This window comes from Streptomyces sp. NPDC002306, from assembly GCF_053593435.1.
The window spans coordinates 955,869-979,582 of the sequence record NZ_JBSFCK010000001.1 but is presented as its reverse complement, the minus strand read 5'-3'; the positions used below and the strand labels follow the sequence as shown (position 1 = coordinate 979,582).

At 69.3% G+C, this 23,714-nt stretch carries 16 protein-coding genes; 12 read left to right on the top strand and 4 right to left on the bottom strand.

From position 1 onward, the window contains the following. Positions 1-40: 40 nt before the first annotated feature. A complete protein-coding gene (locus tag ACWCQK_RS04195; RefSeq protein WP_385773965.1) occupies positions 41-418 on the top strand; it encodes a hypothetical protein in 378 nt (125 codons plus the stop codon). Between the two features lie 195 nt (positions 419-613). Here the strand turns inward: ACWCQK_RS04195 and ACWCQK_RS04190 are convergent, their stop codons facing one another. Beyond that, on the bottom strand, positions 614-4,417 hold the full coding sequence (locus ACWCQK_RS04190) for a GH92 family glycosyl hydrolase (RefSeq protein ID WP_451151641.1): 3,804 nt from the start codon (positions 4,415-4,417) through the stop codon (positions 614-616). 350 nt (positions 4,418-4,767) lie between these two features. Here ACWCQK_RS04190 and ngcE point away from each other — a divergent pair, with 350 nt between their 5' ends. The 10 genes from ngcE (at position 4,768) to ACWCQK_RS04140 (ending at position 18,513) form a co-directional block, all read left to right on the top strand. Continuing rightward, positions 4,768-6,231 carry an N-acetylglucosamine/diacetylchitobiose ABC transporter substrate-binding protein gene (gene ngcE, locus ACWCQK_RS04185; protein ID WP_451151639.1) on the top strand — a complete coding sequence of 488 codons (1,464 nt, stop codon included), beginning with the start codon at positions 4,768-4,770 and terminating at the stop codon, positions 6,229-6,231. A 73-nt stretch (positions 6,232-6,304) separates the two neighbouring features. Beyond that, complete coding sequence (locus ACWCQK_RS04180) at positions 6,305-7,240, top strand: carbohydrate ABC transporter permease (protein ID WP_451151637.1); 936 nt, start codon at positions 6,305-6,307, stop codon at positions 7,238-7,240. Positions 7,241-7,258: 18 nt separating this feature from the next. Continuing rightward, a complete protein-coding gene (locus tag ACWCQK_RS04175; protein WP_451151635.1) occupies positions 7,259-8,182 on the top strand; it encodes a carbohydrate ABC transporter permease in 924 nt (307 codons plus the stop codon). Between the two features lie 188 nt (positions 8,183-8,370). Further along, positions 8,371-9,570, top strand: coding sequence for an ROK family transcriptional regulator (locus ACWCQK_RS04170; protein ID WP_451151633.1), 1,200 nt, complete (start codon positions 8,371-8,373; stop codon positions 9,568-9,570). A gap of 121 nt (positions 9,571-9,691) precedes the next feature. Next, a complete protein-coding gene (locus tag ACWCQK_RS04165; RefSeq protein ID WP_451151631.1) occupies positions 9,692-10,798 on the top strand; it encodes a sugar ABC transporter substrate-binding protein in 1,107 nt (368 codons plus the stop codon). Between the two features lie 246 nt (positions 10,799-11,044). Then, positions 11,045-11,836 carry an ATP-binding cassette domain-containing protein gene (locus ACWCQK_RS04160; RefSeq protein ID WP_385773949.1) on the top strand — a complete coding sequence of 264 codons (792 nt, stop codon included), beginning with the start codon at positions 11,045-11,047 and terminating at the stop codon, positions 11,834-11,836. Further along, a complete protein-coding gene (locus ACWCQK_RS04155; protein ID WP_451151629.1) occupies positions 11,833-13,155 on the top strand; it encodes a sugar ABC transporter permease in 1,323 nt (440 codons plus the stop codon). The genes ACWCQK_RS04160 and ACWCQK_RS04155 overlap by 4 nt, the downstream gene beginning before the upstream one ends. Before the next feature lie 239 nt (positions 13,156-13,394). Next, positions 13,395-15,323, top strand: coding sequence for a 1-deoxy-D-xylulose-5-phosphate synthase (gene dxs / locus ACWCQK_RS04150; protein ID WP_451151627.1), 1,929 nt, complete (start codon positions 13,395-13,397; stop codon positions 15,321-15,323). Between the two features lie 157 nt (positions 15,324-15,480). Next, positions 15,481-16,992, top strand: coding sequence for an amino acid permease (locus ACWCQK_RS04145; protein WP_451151625.1), 1,512 nt, complete (start codon positions 15,481-15,483; stop codon positions 16,990-16,992). 72 nt (positions 16,993-17,064) lie between these two features. Continuing rightward, on the top strand, positions 17,065-18,513 hold the full coding sequence (locus ACWCQK_RS04140) for an ArnT family glycosyltransferase (protein WP_451151623.1): 1,449 nt from the start codon (positions 17,065-17,067) through the stop codon (positions 18,511-18,513). Between the two features lie 21 nt (positions 18,514-18,534). On the opposite strand, the gene ACWCQK_RS04135 is transcribed toward ACWCQK_RS04140, so the two are convergent. Beyond that, complete coding sequence (locus tag ACWCQK_RS04135; RefSeq protein ID WP_451151621.1) at positions 18,535-18,909, bottom strand: NTP pyrophosphohydrolase; 375 nt, start codon at positions 18,907-18,909, stop codon at positions 18,535-18,537. A 68-nt stretch (positions 18,910-18,977) separates the two neighbouring features. Between ACWCQK_RS04135 and ACWCQK_RS04130 the strand changes: the two genes are divergently transcribed. After that, complete coding sequence (locus ACWCQK_RS04130) at positions 18,978-19,994, top strand: hypothetical protein (RefSeq protein WP_451151619.1); 1,017 nt, start codon at positions 18,978-18,980, stop codon at positions 19,992-19,994. Between the two features lie 359 nt (positions 19,995-20,353). On the opposite strand, the gene ACWCQK_RS04125 is transcribed toward ACWCQK_RS04130, so the two are convergent. Both ACWCQK_RS04125 and ACWCQK_RS04120 read right to left on the bottom strand, forming a co-directional pair. After that, the gene (locus ACWCQK_RS04125; RefSeq protein WP_451151617.1) at positions 20,354-22,492 is read right to left on the bottom strand and encodes a 3-hydroxyacyl-CoA dehydrogenase NAD-binding domain-containing protein; all 2,139 of its coding nucleotides are present in this window, start codon (positions 22,490-22,492) and stop codon (positions 20,354-20,356) included. After that, positions 22,489-23,706, bottom strand: coding sequence for a thiolase family protein (locus ACWCQK_RS04120; RefSeq protein WP_451151615.1), 1,218 nt, complete (start codon positions 23,704-23,706; stop codon positions 22,489-22,491). Before ACWCQK_RS04120 ends, ACWCQK_RS04125 begins: the two co-directional genes overlap by 4 nt. Between the last annotated feature and the right edge of the window lie 8 nt (positions 23,707-23,714).

The following is a 23,714-nucleotide window of genomic DNA, read 5'->3' as shown; positions in this document are numbered from 1 at the left end:
TCGGTGGCGGGGGCACATCGCCGCGTGCGAGCATCCCCGAATGGGGAAACGGCCGCTGTTGCCCGAGGAGTTCCGGGCCGAAGCGCGTACGGCTTTCGCGTTCCTGGTGGACGGCGAGGGCTTCTGGCCTCCGGAGGACATCGACGGCGGGCTGCGGTACCGGCGCGCGGACCTGATGGTGCGCGTCTGGTTCCTGGGCGGCGCGGAGTCCGAGGTGCTGACCAGACTGATACCGGTGGCGCCGGACGGCACCCGGGGGCGGGGCGCCTGGCTCGACGACCTGTACACGGCGGCCGAGTGCGGCCCGCCCCAGGACGTCCCCGTGTTCGCGGCCACCCGCAGAGCGGTGGTCCGACGGGTCCATCAGCACGCGGACGCCCTGCGCAGACTGCTGCCCCGGCTGCCCGCCGTACCGTGAGCCGCCCGCGGACCCGCTTCCGCGTCCGGCCGAGGGTCTGCTCCTACGTCCGCACGAGGGTCCGCCCACGGACCCGCCTCCGAGCCCGCCCACAGGGCCGCGTCCGCCCGCGCGCATACGAAAGGGCGGGCCCGTCGCCGGACCCGCCCCTTCTCCCGAGGTCATGCCGTCAGGTGCATGCCACGGGTGTCACGGTCACGCCAGCAGCTCCACCTCCGCCAGCGTCGACTCGCCGTCCAGGACCAGGCGGTAGTGCGCGTACGAGCCCGGTGTCCTGACCGAGAAGGCGCGCGTCTGCCGGTCCCAGGCGAAGGACTCGCCGGAGCGCCGGTCCAGGGTCCGCCAGGTCGTGCCGTCGGACGAGCCCTGAAGGGTCCAGCCGGTCGGCGCCTTCGCGTGGTCGGCCGACGAGGTGAGCGTGTACTGCACGCCCTTGGTCCCGGTGGCGACGGGCAGGTCCACCGAGGACACCGTGGCGTCCGTCGCCGAGGTGTTGTCGAACAGGGCGCCCGTACCCGTCAGGGAGTCCGCGCGCGGCGTCGGCACCTTGTCGTCCTCGGTGATCGACACCGGCGCCGCGTTCTTGCCGGTGCCCCAGGCGGACGGCTTCGACCCCATGGAGAAGTCCAGCACCCCGCCCTTGGCGAGCAGCGAGTGCGGCAGCGAAGTCGACGTCCAGGTACGTCCGTTGACCTTCAGGCTCTGCACGTACACGTTCTTCGCGCTGTTCTTCGGTGCCTTGACGACCAGGTCCCGCCCGTTCTCCAGGTGGACGGTCGCCTTGGTGAACAGGGGTGAGCCGACCGCGTACTCGCCGCTGCCCATCACGAGCGGGTAGAAGCCGAGCGCGGAGAACAGGTACCAGGCCGACTGCTCGCCGTTGTCCTCGTCGCCGTGGTAGCCCTGGCCGATCTCGCTGCCGGTGTAGAGGCGGGAGAGGACCTCGCGGACGTTCTTCTGGGTCTTCCAGGGCTGGCCCGCCGCGTCGTACATGTAGTTGACGTGGTGCGCGACCTGGTTGGAGTGGCCGTACATGCCCATCCGCACGTCCCGGGCCTCGGTCATCTCGTGGATGACACCGCCGTAGGAGCCCACGATGTCCGGCGAGGCCGTCTCGGGGGTCGCGAAGTAGGTGTCGAGCTTCTGCGCGAGGCCGCTGCGGCCGCCGTAGAGGTTGGCGAGACCGCGGGAGTCCTGCGGCGCGGTGAAGGCGTAGCCCCAGCCGTTGGTCTCCGTGTAGTCGTAGCCCCACACGCGCGGGTCGTACGTCGAGGACTCGACCCGCCAGTCGCCCTTGGCGTCGCGGCCCTGGAAGAAGCCGGCCTTCGGGTCGAAGAGCCGCACATAGTCCTGGGCGCGGTTGAGGAGGTAGTCGGACTCCTCCTTGTAGTGCTTCTTGCCGGTCTTCTTGTAGAGCGCCTGGCCCATCTTCGCGATGCCGTAGTCGTTGAGGTAGCCCTCCAGCGCCCACGACAGGCCCTCGTGCGTGTCGGTGCTGGTGTAGCCGAGGAAGGGCGAGGTGGCCATGCCCTTGCGGCCCACGCCCGAGGCCGGCGGCACGACGGTCGCGTTCTTCAGCGCGGCGTCGTAGGCCGACTCGGCGTCGAAGTGGACGCCCTTGACGTACGCGTCCGCGAAGGCGACGTCCGAGGACGTGCCGGTCATGAGGTCGGCGTAGCCGGGCGAGGACCAGCGCGAGGTCCAGCCGCCGTCCTTGTACTGCTGCACGAACCCGTCGACCATCTCACCCGCCTGACCGGGCGTCAGCAGGGAGTAGGCGGGCCAGGTGGTGCGGTAGGTGTCCCAGAAGCCGTTGTTGACGTACACCTTGCCGTCGACGATCTTCGCGCCGGTGTGGGTCGGGGTGTCGGGGCCGGGCATCGGCGAGAACGGGGAAGCGTACTTGTACGTGGAACCGACCTTCTCGAAGCCGGAGTTCGGGTACAGGTACAGCCGGTAGAGGCTGGAGTAGAGCGTGGTCAGCTGGTCGGGGGTGGCGCCCTCGACCTCGACCTTGCCGAGCACCCGGTCCCACTGGCCGCGGGCCCGGTTGCGGACCGTGTCGAAGGAGGTGCCGTCGGGGATCTCCTGGCGCAGGTTGTCCTTCGCCTGGTCGAGGCTGATGAGCGAGGTGGCCAGGCGCAGGGTCACCGTGCGGTCGGCGCCCGCGTCGAACCGCAGGTACCCCTTGACCCCGCTGGACGACCCGTCCTTCACGGGCTTGTCGAACACGCCGTAGACGAACAGCCGGGTCGCGCCCGCCGACAGTCCGGACTTCACGTCCGAGTAGCCGGTGACGGTCCCGGTGGCCGGGTCGAGGGTCAGTCCCGCCTGGTCGGTGACGTTGTCGAACAGGACGCTCGCGTCGTCCCCGGGGTAGGTGAAGCGCAGGGCCGCCGCGTGGTCGGTCGGCGCCATCTCCGCCTTCAGGCCGTTCTCGAACCGCACCCCGTAGTAGTACGGCCGCGCGGTCTCGTTCTCGTGCCGGAAGGCCAGCTGGCGTGCCGTACGGCCGGTGTCCGGGGTGCCGGTGGCGGCCGAGGGCATCACCTGGAAGGTCTGCCGGTCGCCCATCCAGGGGCTCGGCTCATGGCTCGCGCTGAACGCCTGGACCGTCGGCAGGTTGTCGGCGTTGTTCGCGCGTGCGTAGTCGTACAGCCAGCTGAGCGAGGACGCGTTCGTTACCGGCGTCCAGAAGTTGAAGCCGTGCGGCACGGCGGTCGCGGGGAAGTTGTTGCCCCGGGAGAAGCCGCCGCTGGAATTGGTGCCGCGGGTGGTGAGCGCGTAGTCCGCCAGATGGGCCTTCGGCTTCTCCGGCGCCACGGAACGGATCTTCACGTCGTCGAGCCAGCCGCGGAACTTCGCCGGGCCGGCGGGGGAGTCGTACGCCACCAGGATCCGGTCGACCGTCTTCCCGGCCGCAACCGATCCGATCCGGGAGGCGACGTTGTTCCACTGATTGACGTAGAGGGACTTGGCGGCGCCCTGACCCTGCGGGGTGAGCGCGAATCCGTGCTGGTCGGTGGCGCCCAGACCGCTCAGATAGGTGCCGTCGGTGAAGGCCAGGTCCACGGAGACGTTCGTGGCGTCGTAGTCGCGGTCACCGTCCGCCATGGACGGGAAGATCCGGTAGTCCAGCTCGGTGTCCCGGCCGACCGCCACGTTCACGTCGAAGACCTTGTTGTACGAGTACGCCCGCCCGTTCGCCGTGTGCCGTCCGGCGTAGCGCAGGGCCTTCTTGCCGGTGAAGCCGGCGCCCGACTTCGCGGTCGGTGAGCCGCTCGGGCCCCGGTCGACCAGGGAGAGCATCTCCGGTGGTACGGGACCGCCGCTGCCGCCGGTGGAGAACTGGACGTCGGCGAGCTGGAGGATGCCGGAGGCGCCGTTGTTCTTCGTGATGTCCAGCCGGAAGTGCTGGTAGGCGGGGGCCGGTTCGGCCAGGTCGTACGACTTGGTCTGGAAGCGCTCGGGGAAGGTCTCGCCGGAGCGGGTGTCGAGGGTCTTCCAGTCGGTGCCGTCGACGGAGCCCTGAAGGGTCCAGTTCCTCGGGTCGCGTTCGGCGAAGTCGTTCGCGGAGGTGAGGGCGTACGTCTTGATCGCGAGCGGCTTGTCGAGGTCGAACTCGGCCCAGCCGGTGGTCTCGAAGGCGAGCCACTTGGTGCCCGGCTCGCTGTCGACGAGGTTCTCCTTCACCTCGCCGCCGCCGGTGTTCTCGGCGGAGGCCCGTACGTCGGTGACGTGGTCGGTCACGCTGCCCGGGATGCCGGTGCTGTAGCCACCGTCGACGCCCGCGGCCCGGCCGCTGCCGTCCGGTGCCGTGTCGACGGTGTTGAGCCAGTCGGGGGCCGGGTCGTCCGCCTCGAAGGAGGAGGCGAACTCCCGGTCCGCGGAGGCGGTCGCGGGGAGCGCGACCGCCGCTCCCTGCGCACCCACCGCCATGACGAAGGCGGCCGCGAAGGCGACCGCCGCAGCCCATCTGTGCCGAGTTCTGTGCCGCATTCGAGGAGCCCTCCCTGCACTGGACAACGTTGTCAAAAACAGGCGCAGGGACCAGTAGTGGGTGAAGTGGCCTGTGATGTCAAGGGTGTTGACAGGGGCATTCGGGGTCTATGTCGCGGATTTTTCCGGCAAGGCACCCACAGGCGGCTCATATTTCCGGGAGGTCTCAACTCGGAAAAGACCCATGGCCAACGTTGCATTCGATCTTGCTCTGTTGGCGGGAAGTGGACTATACCTGTCGGCGATTCGATGAACTGCCGCACGTCCCGTACGACCCTGCTTGACCTGACCGCGGTGCCGGGAGGATCCGGTTCACCGCCTGAGTCCTGTTAGAAGGCGAGGACTTGAGCATGGGATCCACTTCCGCAGAGAACCACGGTTCCGAACGTCCCGAAGGTGTCGGCCGGCGCGCTCTGATCCAGCGCTCCGCCGCTCTCGGCCTGATCTCCGTACCGACGATGAGCTTCCTCTCCGCGTGTGCCAGCGGCGGCGGAGGTGACGATTCCGGTGATGACGGCGGGAAGGGCAAGGCGAAGACCAGCAAGGACAACCCCTTCGGTGTGGAGAAGGGCGGCAAGCTCGACGTCGTCATCTTCAAGGGCGGCTACGGCGACGACTACGCCAAGGCGTGGGAGGCGGCCTTCCAGAAGGCGGTCGGCGTCACCTCCACCCACACCGGTACCCAGGAGATCGGCGGCAAGCTCCAGCCCCGCTTCAACGGCGGCAACCCGCCGGACATCGTCGACGACTCCGGCGCCCAGCAGATCAAGATCGACGTGCTCTACAAGAACGACCAGCTGCTCGACCTCGCCGAGGTGCTGGACTCGCCCTCGATCGACGACCCCTCCAAGAAGGTCCGCGACACCCTGATCCCCGGCACCACCGACCCGGGCCTCCAGGAGGGCAAGGTCGTCGCCCTCAACTACATCTACACGGTGTGGGGCCTGTGGTACTCCGGCAAGCTCTTCAAGGAGAAGGGCTGGGAGGAGCCCAAGACCTGGGACGACTTCCTCGCCATCAGCAAGGACGCCAAGTCCCAGGGCATCGGCGGACTGGCCCACCAGGGCAAGTACCCGTACTACATCAACGTCGCCATCATGGACCTGATCGCCAAGAAGGGCGGTCTGGACGCCATGAAGGCGATCGACAACCTCGACCCGAAGGCGTTCGTCGGCTCCGACGCGGCGCAGGCGGCCATCGAGGCGATCTATGAGGTCGTCGAGAAGGGCTATCTGATGCCCGGGACGAACGGCCTGACCCACACCGAGTCCCAGACCCGCTGGAACCAGTACAAGGCCGCCTTCATCACCTGTGGTTCGTGGCTGGAGAACGAGCAGCTCAAGCAGACCCCGGACGACTTCGACATGAAGTTCATGCCGATGCCCGCGCTGGCCGGCAGCGCGATGCCGTTCGAGGCGATCCGGGCCGGCTCCGGTGAGCCGTACATCATCCCCAAGAAGGCCAAGAACCTGCCCGCCGCCAAGGAGTTCATGCGGCGGATGCTGTCCAAGGAGTGGTCGACGACGTTCGCCAAGGAGGCGAACTCGCTCACCATCCTCAAGGACGGTGTCGACGCCGGCGTCCAGCTGCGGCCCGGCACCCAGTCCACGGTCGAGGTGTCCAAGGCGGCCGGCGACAACACCTTCCGCTACCTCTACCCCGAGTGGTACAGCGAGATGGACGCCTCCATCCAGGCCGCGTCCAACGAGCTGATGGCCAAGCGCATCCAGCCCAAGGAGTGGCTGAAGCGGGCCCAGGCGGCGGTCGACAAGGCGGCAAAGGACCCGGCGGCCAAGAAGAACCACCGCGACTGACCGCGCACGACGAGGCGGAACCCGGGCCGGAATCCTCTCCGGCCCGGGGGAGGACACCAGGAGCAGGAACGCCATGCGCAAAGGGCAGTACAGGTTCGTCACGGGATTTCTCTTCGTTCCCGTGGCGCTTTATCTGATCTTCGTCATCTGGCCGTACATCCAGACGTTCGGCTATTCGCTGACCGACTGGAAGGGGCAGTCGCAGACCTTCGAGTTCGTGGGCCTCGACAACTACAAGGCCTTGTTCCAGGACGACGTGTTCCTGAAGGCCATCTGGCACAACATCCAGTTCCTGGTGTTCGTCCCGGTGATCACCATTCTGCTCTCGATCTTCTTCGCCTTCATGGTGAACGTGGGCGGACGCAGCCGTTCCGGCGGCGTGAGCGGGGTGGCCGGATCCAAGTTCTACAAGATCGTTTACTTCTTTCCGCAGGTCCTGTCGCTGGCCATTCTCTCGGTGCTGTTCAACGCGGTGTACCGCAGCGACGGCGGCGGCATGCTCAACGGCCTGCTGATCAAACTGGGACTGGTCGACCCGGACACCCCCGTGGAATGGCTCAACGAGCCCGGCATCGTCCGGTGGGCGCTGATCCTCGTCGTCGTCTGGCACGGGGTCGGCTTCTACCTGGTGCTGTTCTCGGCCGCCATGCAGTCGATCCCGAGGGACATCTACGAGGCCGCCCTGATCGACGGCGCTGGCCGCGCCCAGTCCTTCTTCCGCATCACCCTGCCGCTGCTGTGGGAGACCGTCCAGACGGCCTGGGTGTACCTGGGCATCGTCGCGATGGACATGTTCGTGCTCGTGTCGTCCATGACGGCGAACATGGGCGCGTACGGCGGCGGTCCCGATCACGAGAGCGACGTGATGTCGACCGTGATGATGCGCAACTTCCTCTACTTCGGCAAGAGCGGCTACGCCTGCGCCATGGGCGTGATCATGCTGCTGCTCACCCTGGTCCTGTCCGTGGTCACACTGCGCGCCACCCGCCGTGAGCGCATCGAGTTCTGAGCGGGAGAGACGACGACGATGAGCGCACCCATCAAGGAGACCGCACAGGTCCCCGCCCAGCGGTCCGTGGGCAAGACCCCGGCCCGCCCCGACGACCGGCGCGGCGAGGGCGTCGTACTGAACGCCTTCTCGCACGGGTTCCTCGCCCTGTGGGCCCTGCTGATCGTGCTGCCGCTGCTGTGGCTGGTGCTCAGCTCCTTCAAGACCGACGTCCAGATCGGCGGCTCGGCCTTCGGCTGGCCGCAGAACTGGTCCCTGGACGTGTTCTCCCGGGCCTGGGACAAGGGCATCGGGGACTACTTCCTCAACACCCTCATCGTGCTGGTCTTCTCGGTACCGCTGACGATGCTCTTCGGGTCCATGGCCGCGTACGTGCTGGCCCGCTACCGGTTCTGGGGCAACCGCTTCCTTTACTACTTCTTCGTCGCGGGCGCGATGTTCCCGGTGTTCTTGGCGCTGGTCCCGCTGTTCTTCATGGTCAAACGCCTGGACATGCTGAACACCTACCAGGGTCTGATCCTGGTGTACGTCGCCTACTCGATGCCGTTCACGGTGTTCTTCATGCACTCCTTCTTCCGGACCCTGCCGACGGCCGTCTTCGAGGCGGCGGTCCTCGACGGGGCCTCGCACACCCGGACGTTCTTCCAGGTCATGCTGCCGATGGCGAAGCCCGGCCTGATCAGTGTCGGGATCTTCAACACCCTCGGCCAGTGGAACCAGTTCATCCTGCCGACGGTCCTGATGCAGCCGCAGAGCGGCGACGATCCCGAGCGCTATGTGCTCACCCAGGGTCTGATCCAGCTTCAGCAGCAGGCGGGTTACGCCTCCGACCTGCCCGTTCTCTTCGCGGGCGTGACCATCGCGATGATCCCGATGCTGGTGGTCTACCTGTCCTTCCAGCGGCAGGTGCAGTCGGGTCTGACATCGGCGACGCTGAAGTGAGGTAGCCGTCCGCAGGGGGTCGTGCGCACACCGTTTCCATGATCGGGAACGGTGTGCGTCGTCGTGTGCAAGACCCCGGATACTGTTCAACCTCTTGACGGGAGGCGACCCGAACGGCTCAGCTTAGAGTTCACTAGTTGGACATAGACGGGGCCTCATCGAGGCGGTCCCGTGCGCAGGAGGTCGTCGTGGAGACTCCGGGGTCGCAGTCGTCGCTGCACCGAGCCAACCTGGAACGGGTCGTGCGTGCAGTACGGCTGGCGGGATCGCTGACCCAGGCGGAGATCGCGAGGACGACGGGTCTGTCGGCGGCGACGGTCTCCAACATCGTCCGTGAACTCAAGGACGGCGGAACGGTCGAGGTCACGCCCACGTCGGCGGGTGGCCGCCGGGCGCGCAGCGTCTCGCTGAGCGGTGATGCCGGGATTGTCATCGGCGTCGACTTCGGGCACACCCATCTACGGGTCGCGGTGGGCAATCTCGCCCACCAGGTGCTGGCCGAGGAGTCCGAGCCGCTGGACGTGGACTCCTCGTCCGCGCAGGGCTTCGACCGGGCGGAGGAGCTGGTCAACCGCCTGATCGCGGCCACCGGCGTGGACCGTTCCAAGATCGCCGGCGTGGGTCTCGGCGTACCCGGCCCGATCGACGTGGAGTCCGGCACCCTGGGCTCGACCGCCATTCTGCCCGGCTGGACCGGCTCCCGGCCCGCGGAGGAGATGCGGGGGCGGCTCGGCGTGCCCGTCCACGTGGACAACGACGCCAACCTCGGCGCCCTCGGTGAGCTGGTCTGGGGCAGCGGCCGAGGGGTACGTGACCTTGCTTACATCAAGGTGTCCAGCGGGGTCGGCGCCGGCCTGGTGATCGACGGGAAGATCTACCGCGGTCCGGGCGGGACGGCGGGGGAGATCGGGCACATCACGCTCGACGAGTCCGGCCCGGTCTGCCGCTGCGGAAACCGCGGCTGCCTGGAGACCTTCGCGGCGGCGCGGTACGTGCTCCCGCTCCTGCAGTCGAGCCATGGCACCGATCTGACCATGGAGGGCGTCGTACGGCTGGCCAGGGACGGAGACCCGGGCTGCCGTCGGGTGATCGGCGACGTGGGCCGCCATATCGGCAGCGGGGTGGCCAATCTCTGCAATCTGCTGAACCCGAGCCGGGTGGTGCTCGGCGGTGATCTCGCCGAGGCCGGTGAACTGGTCCTCGGGCCGATCAGGGAGTCCGTGGGCCGCTACGCGATCCCCAGTGCGGCACGTCAACTGTCCGTGCTTCCAGGGGCACTTGGCGGCCGCGCGGAGGTGCTCGGCGCACTCGCGCTCGCGCTCAGCGAGATGGGCGATTCGACCCTTTTGGACGGGACGTTGTCCGCCGTTACCCCTGCCTTCACTTAGAGAACGAAACACGCCGTTGCCAACCCGTTAAGTATTTACTTCTTGACGTCGCACGTGTGGCCGAGTTGACTTCCAGCCACCTCGGCCGCAGCGTTGCGGCCCTGTCAGGGAGGCACCCCCAATGAACGCAATGATGCGTAGAGTCGTGATCGGCACCGCCGCGGTTTCGATGGCCCTTTCCGTGGCCGCCTGTGGCAAGGCCGGTGACGACAAGGACTCGGACAGCGGCAGCAGCTCCTCCGCGGGCGGCAACAAGACCATCGGTCTGCTGCTCCCCGACAGCGTCACCGCTCGCTACGAGAAGTTCGACAAGCCGCTCTTCGAGGCCAAGGTCAAGGAGCTGTGCTCGGACTGCAACGTCGAGTACGCGAACGCCGCCGGTGACGCCGCCAAGCAGGCCCAGCAGGTCAGCACCATGATCACCAAGGGTGTCAAGGTCCTCGTGATCAGCGCCCAGGACTCCGCCGCCATCAAGTCCTCGATCCAGACCGCGGTGGACAAGGGCATCAAGGTCGTCGCGTACGACCGTCTCGCCCAGGGCCCGGTCTCGGCCTACGTCTCCTTCGACAACCAGAAGGTCGGCGAGCTCCAGGGTGAGGCCCTGCTCGCCTCGCTCGGCTCGAAGGCCACCCCGAAGTCGAAGATCGTCATGATCAACGGTGACGACGCCGACCCGAACGCCGGCCAGTTCAAGGCGGGTGCCCACAAGGCCCTCGACGGCAAGGTCGACATCGCCTACGAGCAGTCCGGCCTCTGGAAGGACACCGTCGCCGCGCAGAAGATGTCCGCGGCCATCACGCAGCTGGGTGCCAAGAACATCGCGGGCGTCTACTCCGCCAACGACGGCATGGCCGGTGGCATCGCCAACACCCTCAAGGGCGCGAAGATCAGCGGCATCCCGCTGACCGGTCAGGACGCGGAGCTCGCGGGTATCCAGCGCATCGTCGCCGGCACCCAGTCCTCCACCGTCTACAAGGCCTTCAAGCCGGAGGCGGACGCCGCCGCCCAGCTCGCGGTCAACCTGCTCGAGGGCAAGGACATCAAGTCCCTGGCCACGCAGGAGCTCACCAGCGGCTCCGGCGACAAGGTGCCCTCGCAGCTGCTGACCCCGGTCTCGGTCACCAAGGCCAACATCAAGGACACGGTGATCAAGGACGGTCTGTACACGGCCGCCGACATCTGCACCGCGGACTTCGCCGCGGCCTGCAAGACCGCCGGCCTGCAGTAAGCACGTTCCCCTCGGGCGACCACTCGGACCACGAGTGGCCGCCCGAGCAGTGACCGCCCAGCGGTCCCGCGAACCTGTCCGACGCCCGCCCCACCTTCACACCCCGCTGCGGGGCGGGCGTCGGACGGAACCGTTGCCAAGCGCAGCGGACTCGCGCATGTTCGTTCTGTAATCCTTGTGCGTTTCGCACATCCCTCCGCGCCTGTTCTCACGCGCGGCATCCCCGCCGGTCAGGCGGCGAAGGAGATGGTTCACGTGTCCGCTACGCCCGTGCTGGCGTTGCGCGGAGTCTCCAAGCGATTCGGTGCGGTCCAGGCACTCACCGATGTCGAGTTGGAGGTCCACGCCGGAGAAGTGGTCGCCCTGGTGGGCGACAACGGCGCAGGAAAGTCGACCCTGGTCAAGACGATCGCGGGTGTCCACCCCATCGATGAGGGCGTCATCGAGTGGGAGGGCAAGCCGGTCAGCATCAACAAGCCGAACGACGCCCAGGGACTCGGCGTCGCGACGGTCTACCAGGACCTCGCCCTGTGCGACAACCTGGACGTGGTCGGCAACCTCTACCTCGGTCGCGAGCTGCTGCACCGAGGCGTCATCGACGAGGTGACGATGGAGCAGAAGGCGCGTGAGCTGCTGAGCACGCTCTCCATCCGGATCCCGAGCGTGCGCATCCCGATCGCGAGCCTCTCCGGTGGCCAGCGTCAGGTCGTCGCCATCGCCCGCGCCCTCATCGGTGACCCCAAGGTCGTCATCCTCGACGAGCCCACCGCCGCGCTCGGCGTCGAGCAGACCGCGCAGGTCCTCGACCTGGTCGAGCGGCTGCGCGAGCGCGACCTCGGCGTCATCCTCATCAGCCACAACATGGCCGATGTCAAGGCCGTCGCGGACACCGTCGCCGTGCTGCGCCTGGGCAAGAACAACGGCTCCTTCTCCGTGAAGGACACCAGCCACGAAGAGATCATCGCCGCGATCACCGGAGCCACGGAAAACGCCGTGACCCGTCGTGCGGGGCGTCGCAGCACGGAGGCCGCAAAGTGAGCGACACGTCCAAGGTTTCCAAGGCGGAGGCCGAGGTGGAGCAGACGACCACGGTCGCGCCCGCCGACGACCCCACGGCCGCTCCGGTCACCGTCGTCGACCCGCGCCTGCTGGTGCGCGAAGAGGGCCTCAAGGGCTACCTCACCGAGTTCAAGCGCAAGGTGAAGGGCGGTGAGCTCGGCTCGCTGCCGGTCTTCCTCGGCCTGATCATCATCTGGACGATCTTCCAGGTGAAGAACGACCGGTTCCTGAGCGCCGACAACCTGTCGAACATCAGCTACTTCCTCTCGGCCACCGGCATGCTCGCCATCGGCCTGGTGTTCGTCCTGCTGCTCGGCGAGATCGACCTCTCCGTCGGCTCGGTCAGCGGCCTGGCGTCCACGGTCTTCGCGGTGTTCGTGGTCAACCACGGCATGAACGCCTGGCTGTCGGTGATCCTGACCATCGTGACCGGTGTCCTCATCGGCGCGTTGCACGGCTGGTTCTTCGCCAGGATCGGGGTGCCAGCCTTCGTCGTCACCCTGGCCGGCTTCCTCGGCTGGAACGGCCTGATGCTGTGGCTGCTCGGTTCGAGCGGCACGATCAACATCCCGGCCGAGGACGGCCCGGTGCACCTGCTCGGCCAGAGCTCGTTCTTCATGGACCAGGCCATCATCGGCGCCTACGTGCTGGCCGGCCTCGGTGTCGTGTCGATGCTCGTCGGTTCGTTCATGGACCAGCGCCGCCGCAAGGCCGCCGGGGTGCCGTTCCGGCCCACCAGCGAGATCCTGCTGCGCGTCGTGGCCCTCGCCGTGGTCTCCTTCGCCGCCGCGGCCGTGCTGAACAACGCCTCCGGTGTCTCCAACGCCCTGGTGATCTTCCTCGCCTCCCTGGTGATCGTCGACTTCGTGCTGCGCCGCACCACGTACGGCCGCAAGATCTTCGCGGTCGGCGGTGGCATCGAGGCGGCCCGCCGGGCCGGTATCAGCGTGCCCATGGTCCGCATCTCCGTCTTCGCCATCTCCGGCGGTTTCGCGGCGGTCGGCGGTATGTTCTTCGCCGGCCAGACCGCGAGCGCGACGCTGAACGCCGGTGGCGGCAACACCCTGATGCTCGCCATCGCGGCGGCCGTCATCGGTGGCACCAGCCTCTTCGGCGGACGCGGAAACGTCTGGTCGGCCCTCCTGGGCATGCTGGTCATCCAGTCGATCCAGACCGGCCTGGACCTGCTCAACATGAACACGTCCATCCAGTACATGATCACCGGCGCGGTGCTGCTGGGCGCGGTCGTCATCGACTCCGTCTCGCGCAAGAGCCAGAAGGCCGCGGGCCGCGCGTAACACTCCGCCAGGACCGGCCGCGGGCAGCCGCGGCCGGTCCGGTGCAAGATCCTGTGCCCGGCGCCAATGGCGGCGCCGGGCACAGGTATGTCCTCACCACGGCACTAACCCGGGCACTTCTTGGGTACGGCCGTTCGCGTGACCTACGACGCACAGCCCGGGCGTCGGCCGCAAAGGCGGAACATTAGACTCGACAAGCCCGGCAACAGCTCGATCAGCTCTACTGCAAGGAGGCACGGGTGCCGCTGCTGACCCACATCAGGGGACCGCGCGATCTGGACCGGCTCAGCCCGGAGGAGCTGGCCCAGCTGGCGGAGGAGATCCGGACCTTCCTCGTCGACGCCGTGTCCAAGACCGGCGGCCACCTCGGCCCCAACCTCGGTGTGGTCGAGCTCACCATCGCCCTGCACCGCGTATTCGAGTCGCCGAAGGACAAGGTCCTGTGGGACACGGGCCACCAGTCCTACGTGCACAAACTGCTCACCGGCCGCCAGGACTTCTCGAAGCTGAAGATGAAGGGCGGCCTCTCCGGCTACCCCTCGCAGGCCGAGTCCGAGCACGACGTCATCGAGAACAGCCACGCCTCCACGGTGCTCGGCTGGGCCGACGGCCTCGCGAAGGCCAACCAGCAGCGCAAACGGGACAGTCACGTCGTCGCCGTCATCGGTGACGGCGCGCTGACCGGCGGCATGGCCTGGGAAGCGCTGAACAACATCGCCGACGCCAAGGACCGCCCGCTGGTCATCGTCGTCAACGACAACGAGCGTTCGTACGCCCCCACCATCGGCGGCCTGGCCAACCACCTCGCCACCCTGCGCACGACCGACGGTTACGAGCGCTTCCTCGCCCGGACCAAGGAGGTGCTGGAGCGCACCCCCGTCCTCGGCAGGCCGCTGTACGAGACCCTGCACGGCGCCAAGAAGGGCCTGAAGGACTTCATCACGCCGCAGGGCATGTTCGAGGACCTGGGCCTGAAGTACGTCGGCCCCATCGACGGCCACGACATCGAGGCCCTGGAGTCCGCGCTGGCCCGCGCCAAGCGGTTCGGCGGCCCGGTGATCGTCCACTGCCTCACCGAGAAGGGCCGCGGCTACCAGCCCGCCCTCCAGGACGAGGCCGACCGCTTCCACGCGGTCGGCAAGATCCACCCCGACACGGGCCTGCCGATCGCCTCCTCCGGCGCCGACTGGACCTCCGTCTTCGGCGACGAGATGGTCGAGCTCGGCAAGGAGCGCGACGACATCGTCGCCATCACGGCGGCCATGCTCCAGCCGGTCGGCCTCGACCGGTTCGCCAAGGCCTTCCCCGAGCGGGTCTACGACGTCGGCATCGCCGAGCAGCACGCCGCCGTCTCGGCCGCCGGCCTCGCCACCGGTGGCGTCCACCCGGTCTTCGCGGTGTACGCCACCTTCCTCAACCGCGCCTTCGACCAGGTGCTGATGGATGTGGCCCTGCACAAGTGCGGTGTCACCTTCGTCCTGGACCGGGCCGGTGTCACCGGCACCGACGGCGCCTCCCACAACGGCATGTGGGACATGTCGATCCTCCAGGTGGTCCCCGGCCTCCGGCTGGCCGCCCCGCGCGACGCCGACCAGGTCCGCGCCCAGCTGCGCGAGGCCGTCGCCGTCGAGGACGCGCCGACCGTGGTCCGCTTCTCGAAGGGCGCCGTCGGCCCCGCCGTACCCGCCGTCGGCCGGGTGGGCGGTATGGACGTACTGCGCGAGCCGGGCACGGACACACCCGACGTGCTCCTCGTCTCCGTCGGCGCCCTGGCCCCGATGTGCCTGGACATCGCCGGCCTGCTCGACAAGCAGGGCATCACCACCACCGTCGTCGACCCGCGCTGGGTCAAGCCCGTCGACGAGGCGATGGCCCCGCTCGCCGAACGGCACCGGGTGGTCGTCACCGTGGAGGACAACTCCCGGGTCGGCGGCGTCGGCTCGGCGGTCGCGCAGGCCCTGCGGGACGCGGGCGTCGACGTGCCGCTGCGCGACTTCGGCATCCCGCCGCGCTTCCTCGACCACGCCTCCCGCGCGGAGGTGATGGCGGAGATCGGGCTCACCGCCCCCGACATCGCCCGTCAGGTCACCGGCCTGGTCGCGAAGCTGGACGGACGGTTCGACCGGCCCACCGCCGAGGTCGACTCGGTCGAGCCCGCCCGTGACTGAGGGCTGAGCAGGTACGCGGACACGCCCGGATGGGCCGGTTCCTCCCCCGCGAAGGGTGGCGGAACCGGCCCATTCGCGTGAAATGACCCACGCCGGGGCATACGGATGTCGCCCCCTCTCGATCATGTCGAGGACGACCAGCGTGGGAGGTACACCTGTGAGCAGCACCCTCTTCCGGACGAAGAAGGTCGAGCAGTCCATCCTCGACACCGAGGAGCCAGAACACGCGCTCAAGAAATCCCTGTCCGCGCTGGACCTGACCGTCTTCGGTGTCGGCGTCATCATCGGCACCGGCATCTTCGTGCTGACCGGCAAGGTCGCCAAGGAGACCGCGGGCCCCGCGGTCGCCCTGTCCTTCGTCGTGGCCGGCGTCGTCTGCGCCCTGGCCGCCCTGTGCTACGCGGAGTTCGCCTCCACCCTCCCGGTGGCGGGATCCGCGTACACCTTCTCGTACGCCTCCCTCGGTGAACTGCCCGCCTGGATCATCGGCTGGGACCTGGTGCTGGAGTTCGCGCTCGGCACCGCGGTGGTCGCCGTCGGCTGGTCCGGTTACATCCGCTCACTGATGGACAACGCGGGCTGGCACCTGCCCGCCGCGCTCGGCAGCCGGGAGGGCGCTGACGGCTTCGGGTTCGACATCCTCGCCGCCGCGCTCGTCCTGGTGCTGACCGGGATCCTGGTGCTCGGCATGAAGCTCTCCGCGCGCGTCACCGAGGTCGTCGTCGCCGTCAAGGTGGCCGTCGTCCTCATCGTGATCGTCGCGGGTGCCTTCTTCGTCAAGGCCGCCAACTACAGCCCGTTCGTCCCCGCGTCGCGGCCGGCCCCGGCGGGCACGGACGTCGAGGCGCCGCTGATCCAGCTGATCGCCGGCTGGACCCCGTCCAACTTCGGTGTGCTGGGCGTCTTCACCGCCGCCTCCGTCGTCTTCTTCGCCTTCATCGGGTTCGACGTGGTCGCCACCGCCGCCGAGGAGACCAAGAACCCGCAGCGCGACATGCCGCGTGGCATCCTCGGCTCCCTGGTCATCTGCACCACCCTCTACGTCGCCGTGTCGATCGTCGTGACCGGCATGCAGCACTACAGCGACCTGTCGGTGGACGCCCCGCTCGCCGACGCCTTCAAGGCCACCGGACACCCCTGGTTCGCCGGTGTGATCAGCCTCGGCGCTGCCGTCGGCCTGATCACGGTCTGCATGATCCTGCTGCTCGGCCAGACCCGCGTCTTCTTCGCGATGAGCCGTGACGGACTGCTGCCGCGCTTCTTCTCCCGGGTCCACCCCCGCTTCAGGACCCCGCACCGGCCGACCATCCTGCTCGGCGGGATCATCGCCGTCCTCGCCGGCTTCACCAGCCTGAGCGAACTCGCCGAACTGGTGAACATCGGCACGCTGTTCGCCTTCGTGGTGGTCGCGCTCGGCGTGATCATCCTCCGCCGCACCCGCCCCGACCTGCCCCGCTCCTTCCGCACCCCCTGGGTGCCGTTCCTCCCGATCGTCTCGGTCCTCGCCACGCTCTGGCTGATGCTGAACCTCCCCACCGAGACCTGGCTCCGCTTCGCGATCTGGATGGCGCTCGGCTTCGTCGTCTACTTCTTGTACGGACGTTCGCACAGCCGTCTCGGACGGGAGGAGGCCGCCGGCGCCGACCGGACGGCCAGCCACGGGGAGTAGCCGAACACCGGACCCACCGGCCCCGTATGTCCTGCTTCAAGGGGACATACGGGGCCGGATAGCGTGCTCCTCATGTCTGCCGCCCCACTCGTCACGCCACGCTCCGCAGCCGCAGCCGAAGCGAAGGCGTCGTACTGGCGGCGGCTGCTGCCCCCGCTGACGCTGCTGGCCTGCGCCACCCGCCTGCCGTCCTTCGCGCACCCGCTGTGGAACCCCGACGAGGGCTATCTCGCCGTCCAGGCCCGCCTGCTGGCGCACGGCGGACGGTTGTACGAGACCGTCGTGGACCGCAAGCCGCCGCTGGTGCCCTGGCTCTACGAGGGGGCGTTCGCCCTGTGCGGCTCGCACTCCCTCACCTCCGTACGCGTGCTCGCGGTGCTGGCCCAACTGCTCACCGCCGTACTGCTCGCCTCGCTCGCCCGGCGGCGCTGGGGCGACGGCGCGGGGCGCACCGCCGGCGTCCTGTACCTGCTGGTCTCGGTCGGACTCAACCCCGAGGACGCGCAGGCCGCCGGGTTCGAGGTGTTCACGCTGCCCTGCACGGCCGCCGCGATGTGGTGCGCGGACCGGCGCCGCTGGACCACCGCCGGCATCGCCGTGGCCTGCGCCTTCCTCACCAAACAGACCGGCGGGGCGGTGCTGCTGCCGGTGCTGTGGCTGTGCGGTCCCGCCCGGCCGGCCCTGCTGCGGCTGGCGGCCGGGGTCGCGGCGCCGGTGCTCTGCGCCGCCCTGGTCACCGACCCGGCGGGATTCCTCTTCTGGACCGTCACCGGATCCGCCGCGTACGCCTCCTTCACCGGTTCCGAACTGCACGTCCTGGCCCGGGGGCTGACCAACGCGGCGATCCTCGCGGTGGCCTGCGCGGGCCTGCTGCCGCCCGTCGTACGGGTGCTGCGCACCGCGCGTACCGGCGCGGCGGACCTCTGGCTGTGGCTGGCCTCCTCGGCCGGAGCGGTGCTGCTCGGCTTCCACTTCTTCGGCCACTACTACCTGCAACTCATCCCGCCGGTCGCCCTGCTGGCCACGGCAGCGCTCCAGATCCTCCCGCGCGAGCGCCGTACGACCGCCCTGTTCGTCTCGTCCTGCTGCTGCGCCCTGTTCCTGACCTGGGGCCTGCTCGCCCCACGCCCCGAACTCGCGCACGCCCAGCGCGTCGCCGCCGCCGTCGCGCACCGCACCGACCCGACCGACCGCGTCCTGTTCTGGGGGATACACCCGGAGACGTACTGGCTGGCCGACCGCACCCCCGCGAGCCGGTACCTCACCGCGGGTCTCCTCACCAACTACAGCGGTGGCCGCGACGGCCCCCAGGTCGGCGAGAAGTACGCCGTCCCCGGCACCTGGACGGTCTTCCGCGCCGAACTGGCCCGCCGTCCCCCGTCCCTGATCGTCGACGACTCGCGCGGCAAGCCGTACGCCCCGGACCGGCTCCCCAGCCTGCGACGCCTGCTGGCGGCGGGATACGAGGAGGTGGCGACGGTGGACGGGGCGGTGCTGTACGGCCGGGTGGCGGGGGAGTGAACCGGCCGCCCCCGCCCGCCGTCAACCCCGTACCGTCCGCGGACCGGTGACCTCCGCGCCCAGGTCCGTCACCCGGCGGCGGAGTTCGCGGTCGGCCGTGACGACCAGGCGGGGGCGGCCGGGCACGTCGGCGACGAGGGTGACGATGTGGTCGTCGCCGCTGCCGGGCGCCGACTCCACCGTCACGCCCGGCACGGACCGCACCCCACGGGCCGCGCCCTCCACCACGAGGACGATCTCCACGGGGCCGTCGTGCCCGGGCAGCCCGTCCGCCGCCAGCCGGTCGCGCAGCCGTTCCGCGGCACCGCGCCGGTCCCGCCACCAGCCGTCGGGCACCGACCCGACGACGTTCGCGGCGTCGACGATCAGAAGGAGGCTCCCGGCGGTGTCGTCCATGGGGCCAGGGTCGCACGGTGACCGCCCCGCATGGAGTGAGGAGGCCGACGGGGAATTACAGTGATCCGGTGAACGGAGACTGGTTCATACGTGGCCGCGACGGCCGACTCGGTGTCTATCTGTCCTCGGGTGACGCTGCCCTGTGCCGTGCGGAGCACGGCCCCGGCGGCTCCTGGGCGCCCCCGCGCACGATCGGGGGTGAGCAGAGACTGCATCCCGTCCTGGCGATCGGCCAAGGCGCCGACCGCTATGCCCACCTGGTCTCCTGGCGTCCCACCGCGCCCGGCGAGTCGGGTCTGGTGCACTCCGCGCACTTCCAGCCCCGGCTGGCGGCCCTGGACTGGACCTCGATCGGGCACCCCGACAAGAAGGGCGACCGCACGGGTGTCCCCGCGGTCGCCGTCGACGCCCAGGGGCGCGCGCACGTCTTCGTCCGCAACCAGGCCTCCGGGGTCAGCATGCGCGCCCAGAAGGAGAAGGGCGGCTGGGACCCGTGGCGCGATCTCAAGGGACGTGACGTCGAGGGGGAGCTCGAGGCGGTGACGGGCGAGTCCGGCCGCGTCGAGCTGTACGCGGCCGTACCGGGCGCCCTGCTGCACTGGCGGCAGGAGGAGCGGGCCGCCCAGCCCGTCCTGGAGGAGGCGATGGAGGCCACGGTCCGGCCGGGCACGCTGCGCGCGCTGGCCACCTCGCCGCAGAGCACCACCCTCTTCTACACCGACGACTCCGGTGACGTGTGCGCCTGGCGCCCCGGCGGCAAGCCCGTCGCCGTGCTGGCCGCCGCCGGTTCGGGCCCGGTCGCCGCCGTACGCTGCGAACTCGACGGCCACGACTGCACGGTGCTCGCCCAGCGCTCGGCCTCCGGCCGGGTCGCCTTCGCCGCCTACCCCACCCAGCAGGAGGCGGCCGGCGCTTGGTGGACCGAGTCGGGTCCGCAACTGCCCGCGGACGCCGTGGTGTCCCTCGCGGTGGACGAGGACGGCCGGGTGGCCGCCGCGGCCCTCTCCCCGTCGACCGGCGAACTGCTCGTCACCCGCCGCAAGGATGAACCAGGACTGGCACTGGAGGCCTGGCGCTCGGTCTGAGACGGGGTGCCCGGCTCACGGGACTTCCTCGCCGACGCGGGGATCTCGGAGTCGGTGCGCAGCGCCTTCCACAGTGTCGAGGCCCGCGGCTCGGCGGCCACGACCCGGTTCTGGTCGATCGTGTCGTACGACACCGGCCGGGCGGCCCCCGGCGTCGCCAAGGTCATGCTCCTCGAACAGGGCCGGCTCATCGCCGAGGCACCGGTCCAGGAGGACGGGACCTGGCGGGGCACCCACGCCCACGACTGGCGGTCCGGAGAGCACGACATCCGGGGAGACGACGGAACACGACGTCCCCGGAACACGACAGAGGGCCTCCGCCGGAAGCGGAGGCCCTCTGTGCGTGTCCCGTCAGGCCGTCACGCCGGAACCGACGCCACGCCCGGCGCCAGGAACTTCTTGCCGTTCGCGCGCTCGGAGACACCCTCACGGTCCAGGTACGGCGTGATGCCGCCCAGGTGGAAGGGCCAGCCGGCACCGGTGATCAGGCAGAGGTCGACGTCCTGGGCCTCGGCGACGACCCCCTCGTCGAGCATGATCCCGATCTCCTGCGCCACCGCGTCCAGGACCCGCTCGCGCACCTGCTCCTCGGTCAGGACGACCTCGCCCTGCTGGAGGAGCGCGGCGACCTCGGGGTCCAGCTCCGGCTTGAAGCCGTTCTCGGCGGAGTAGACGTAGAAGCCGCGCTTGCCCGCCTTGACGACCGCGGCGAGGTTCGCGGAGACCGTGAAGCGGTCCGGGAACGCCCGGTTGAGGGTCTCCGAGACATGCAGGCCGATGGCCGGGCCGACCAGTTCGAGCAGCACCAGCGGCGACATCGGCAGACCCAGCGGCTCCACCGCCTTCTCCGCGACCACGACCGGCGTGCCCTCGTCGATGACGTTCTGGATCTCGCCCATGAAGCGGGTGAGGATGCGGTTCACGACGAACGCCGGGGCGTCCTTCACCAGCACCGCGGTCTTCTTCAGCTTCTTGGCGACGGCGAACGCCGTGGCCAGCGAGGCGTCGTCGGTCTGCTCGCCGCGGACGATCTCCAGCAGCGGCAGGATCGCGACCGGGTTGAAGAAGTGGAAGCCGACGACCCGCTCGGGGTTCTTCAGCTTCGACGCCATCTCCGTCACGGAGAGGGAGGAGGTGTTGGTGGCGAGGATCGCGTGCGCCGGGGCGACCGCCTCGACCTCCGCGAACACCTGCTGCTTGACGCCGATCTCCTCGAACACGGCCTCGATGATGAAGTCCGCGTCCGCGAAGCCCTCGGCCTTGTCCAGCACACCGGACACCAGCGCCTTGAGGCGGTTGGCCTTGTCCTGGTTGACCCGGCCCTTGCCGAGCAGCTTGTCGATCTCGGCGTGGACGTAGCCCACACCCTTGTCGACGCGCTCCTGGTCGATGTCGGTCAGCACGACCGGCACCTCGAGGCGGCGCAGGAACAGCAGCGCCAGCTGCGAGGCCATCAGGCCCGCGCCCACGACGCCCACCTTGGTGACCGGACGCGCGAGCGACTTGTCCGGCGCGCCCGCCGGACGCTTGCCGCGCTTCTGCACCAGGTTGAACGCGTAGATGCCGGCGCGCAGTTCGCCACCCATGATCAGGTCGGCGAGCGCCTTGTCCTCGGCGTCGTAGCCCTGCTGGAGGTCGCCGTTCTTCGCGGCGGCGATGATGTCCAGCGCGCGGTAGGCGGCCGGGGCCGCGCCGTGCACCTTGCCGTCGGCGATGGAGCGGCCGCGCGCGACCGCCTGGTCCCAGGCCTCGCCGCGGTCGATCACCGGGCGCTCGACCTCGATGTCGCCCTTCAGCACCTGGGCGGTCCAGATCAGCGACTGCTCCAGGAAGTCCGCACCCTCGAACAGGGCGTCGGCGATGCCCAGGTCGAAGACCTGCTGGCCCTTGAGCTGCTTGTTCTGGTTGAGCGAGTTCTCGATGATCACCGAGACGGCCTTGTCCGCGCCGATCAGGTTCGGCAGGATCGCGCAGCCGCCCCAGCCGGGGACCAGACCGAGGAAGACCTCGGGGAGCGAGAACGCCGGCACCGACTTGGAGACCGTGCGGTACGCGCAGTGCAGGCCGACCTCGACGCCGCCGCCCATCGCCGCGCCGTTGTAGTACGCGAAGGTCGGGACCGCGAGGGCCGCCAGGCGCTTGAAGACCTCGTGGCCGCCCTTGCCGATGGCGAGCGCGTCGTCGTGGTTCTTCAGGAGCTCGACGCCCTTGAGGTCCGCGCCGACCGCGAAGATGAACGGCTTGCCGGTGATGCCGACACCGACGATCTCGCCGGCCGCGGCCTCCTTCTCGACCTGGTCGATGGCGGCGTTCAGGTTCGCCAGCGACGCCGGGCCGAAGGTGGTCGGCTTGGTGTGGTCGAAGCCGTTGTCCAGCGTGACGAGCGCGAAGCGCCCGGCGCCGTACGGCAGGTCGAGGTGGCGTACGTGCGCGGACGTCACGACCTCGTCGGGGAACAGCTCGGCCGCACCCTTCAAAAGCTCAGCGGTGGTGCTCACTTGTCCCCCTCGAAGTGCGGGTTCTCCCAGATGACCGTCGCGCCCATGCCGAAGCCGACGCACATGGTCGTCAGGCCGTAGCGGACGTTCGGCTGTTCCTCGAACTGGCGGGCCAGCTGCGTCATCAGACGCACGCCGGAGGAGGCCAGCGGGTGGCCGTAGGCGATGGCGCCGCCGTACTGGTTGACGCGTGCGTCGTCGTCGGCGATGCCGTAGTGCTCCAGGAAGGCGAGGACCTGGACGGCGAAGGCCTCGTTGATCTCGAAGAGGTTGATGTCCTCGATCGACAGGCCTGCCTGGGCGAGAGCCTTCTCCGTGGCCGGGATCGGACCGTAGCCCATGACCTCCGGCTCGACGCCCGCGAAGGCGTAGGAGACCAGGCGCATCCGCACCGGCAGGCCGTGCTCGCGGGCGAAGTCCTCGGACGCGATGATCGACGCGGTCGCGCCGTCGTTGAGGCCGGCCGCGTTGCCCGCGGTGACCCGGCCGTGGACGCGGAAGGGCGTCTTGAGGCTCGCCAGGTTCTCCAGCGTCGTGCCCGGACGCATCGGCTCGTCGGCGGTGACCAGGCCCCAGCCCGTCTCACCGACCTCCGCGTTGGTGTTGCGCACCGAGATCGGCACCAGGTCCTGCTGGATCTTGCCGTTGGCGTACGCCTTGGCGGCCTTCTCCTGCGAGCGCACGGCGTACTCGTCGGCGCGCTGCTTGGTGATGGTGGGGTAGCGGTCGTGCAGGTTCTCGGCGGTCATGCCCATGAACAGGGCGGACTCGTCGACCAGCTTGTCGCTGACGAACCGCGGGTTCGGGTCCACGCCCTCGCCCATGGGGTGGCGGCCCATGTGCTCGACACCACCGGCGATGACGGCGTCGTACGCGCCGAAGGCGATGGAGCCGGCCGTGGTCGTCACGGCGGTCAGCGCGCCCGCGCACATACGGTCGATCGAGTAACCGGGGACCGACTGCGGCAGCCCGGCGAGGATGCCGGCCGTGCGGCCCAGCGTCAGCCCCTGGTCGCCGATCTGCGTGGTCGCGGCGATGGCGACCTCGTCGATCTTCTTCGGGTCGAGGCCCGGGTTGCGGCGCAGCAGCTCCCGGATCGCCTTGACGACGAGGTCGTCGGCGCGGGTCTCGTGGTAGATGCCCTTCGGGCCCGCCTTGCCGAACGGGGTGCGGACGCCGTCGACGAAGACGACGTCCCTGACGGTACGAGGCACGATGGCTC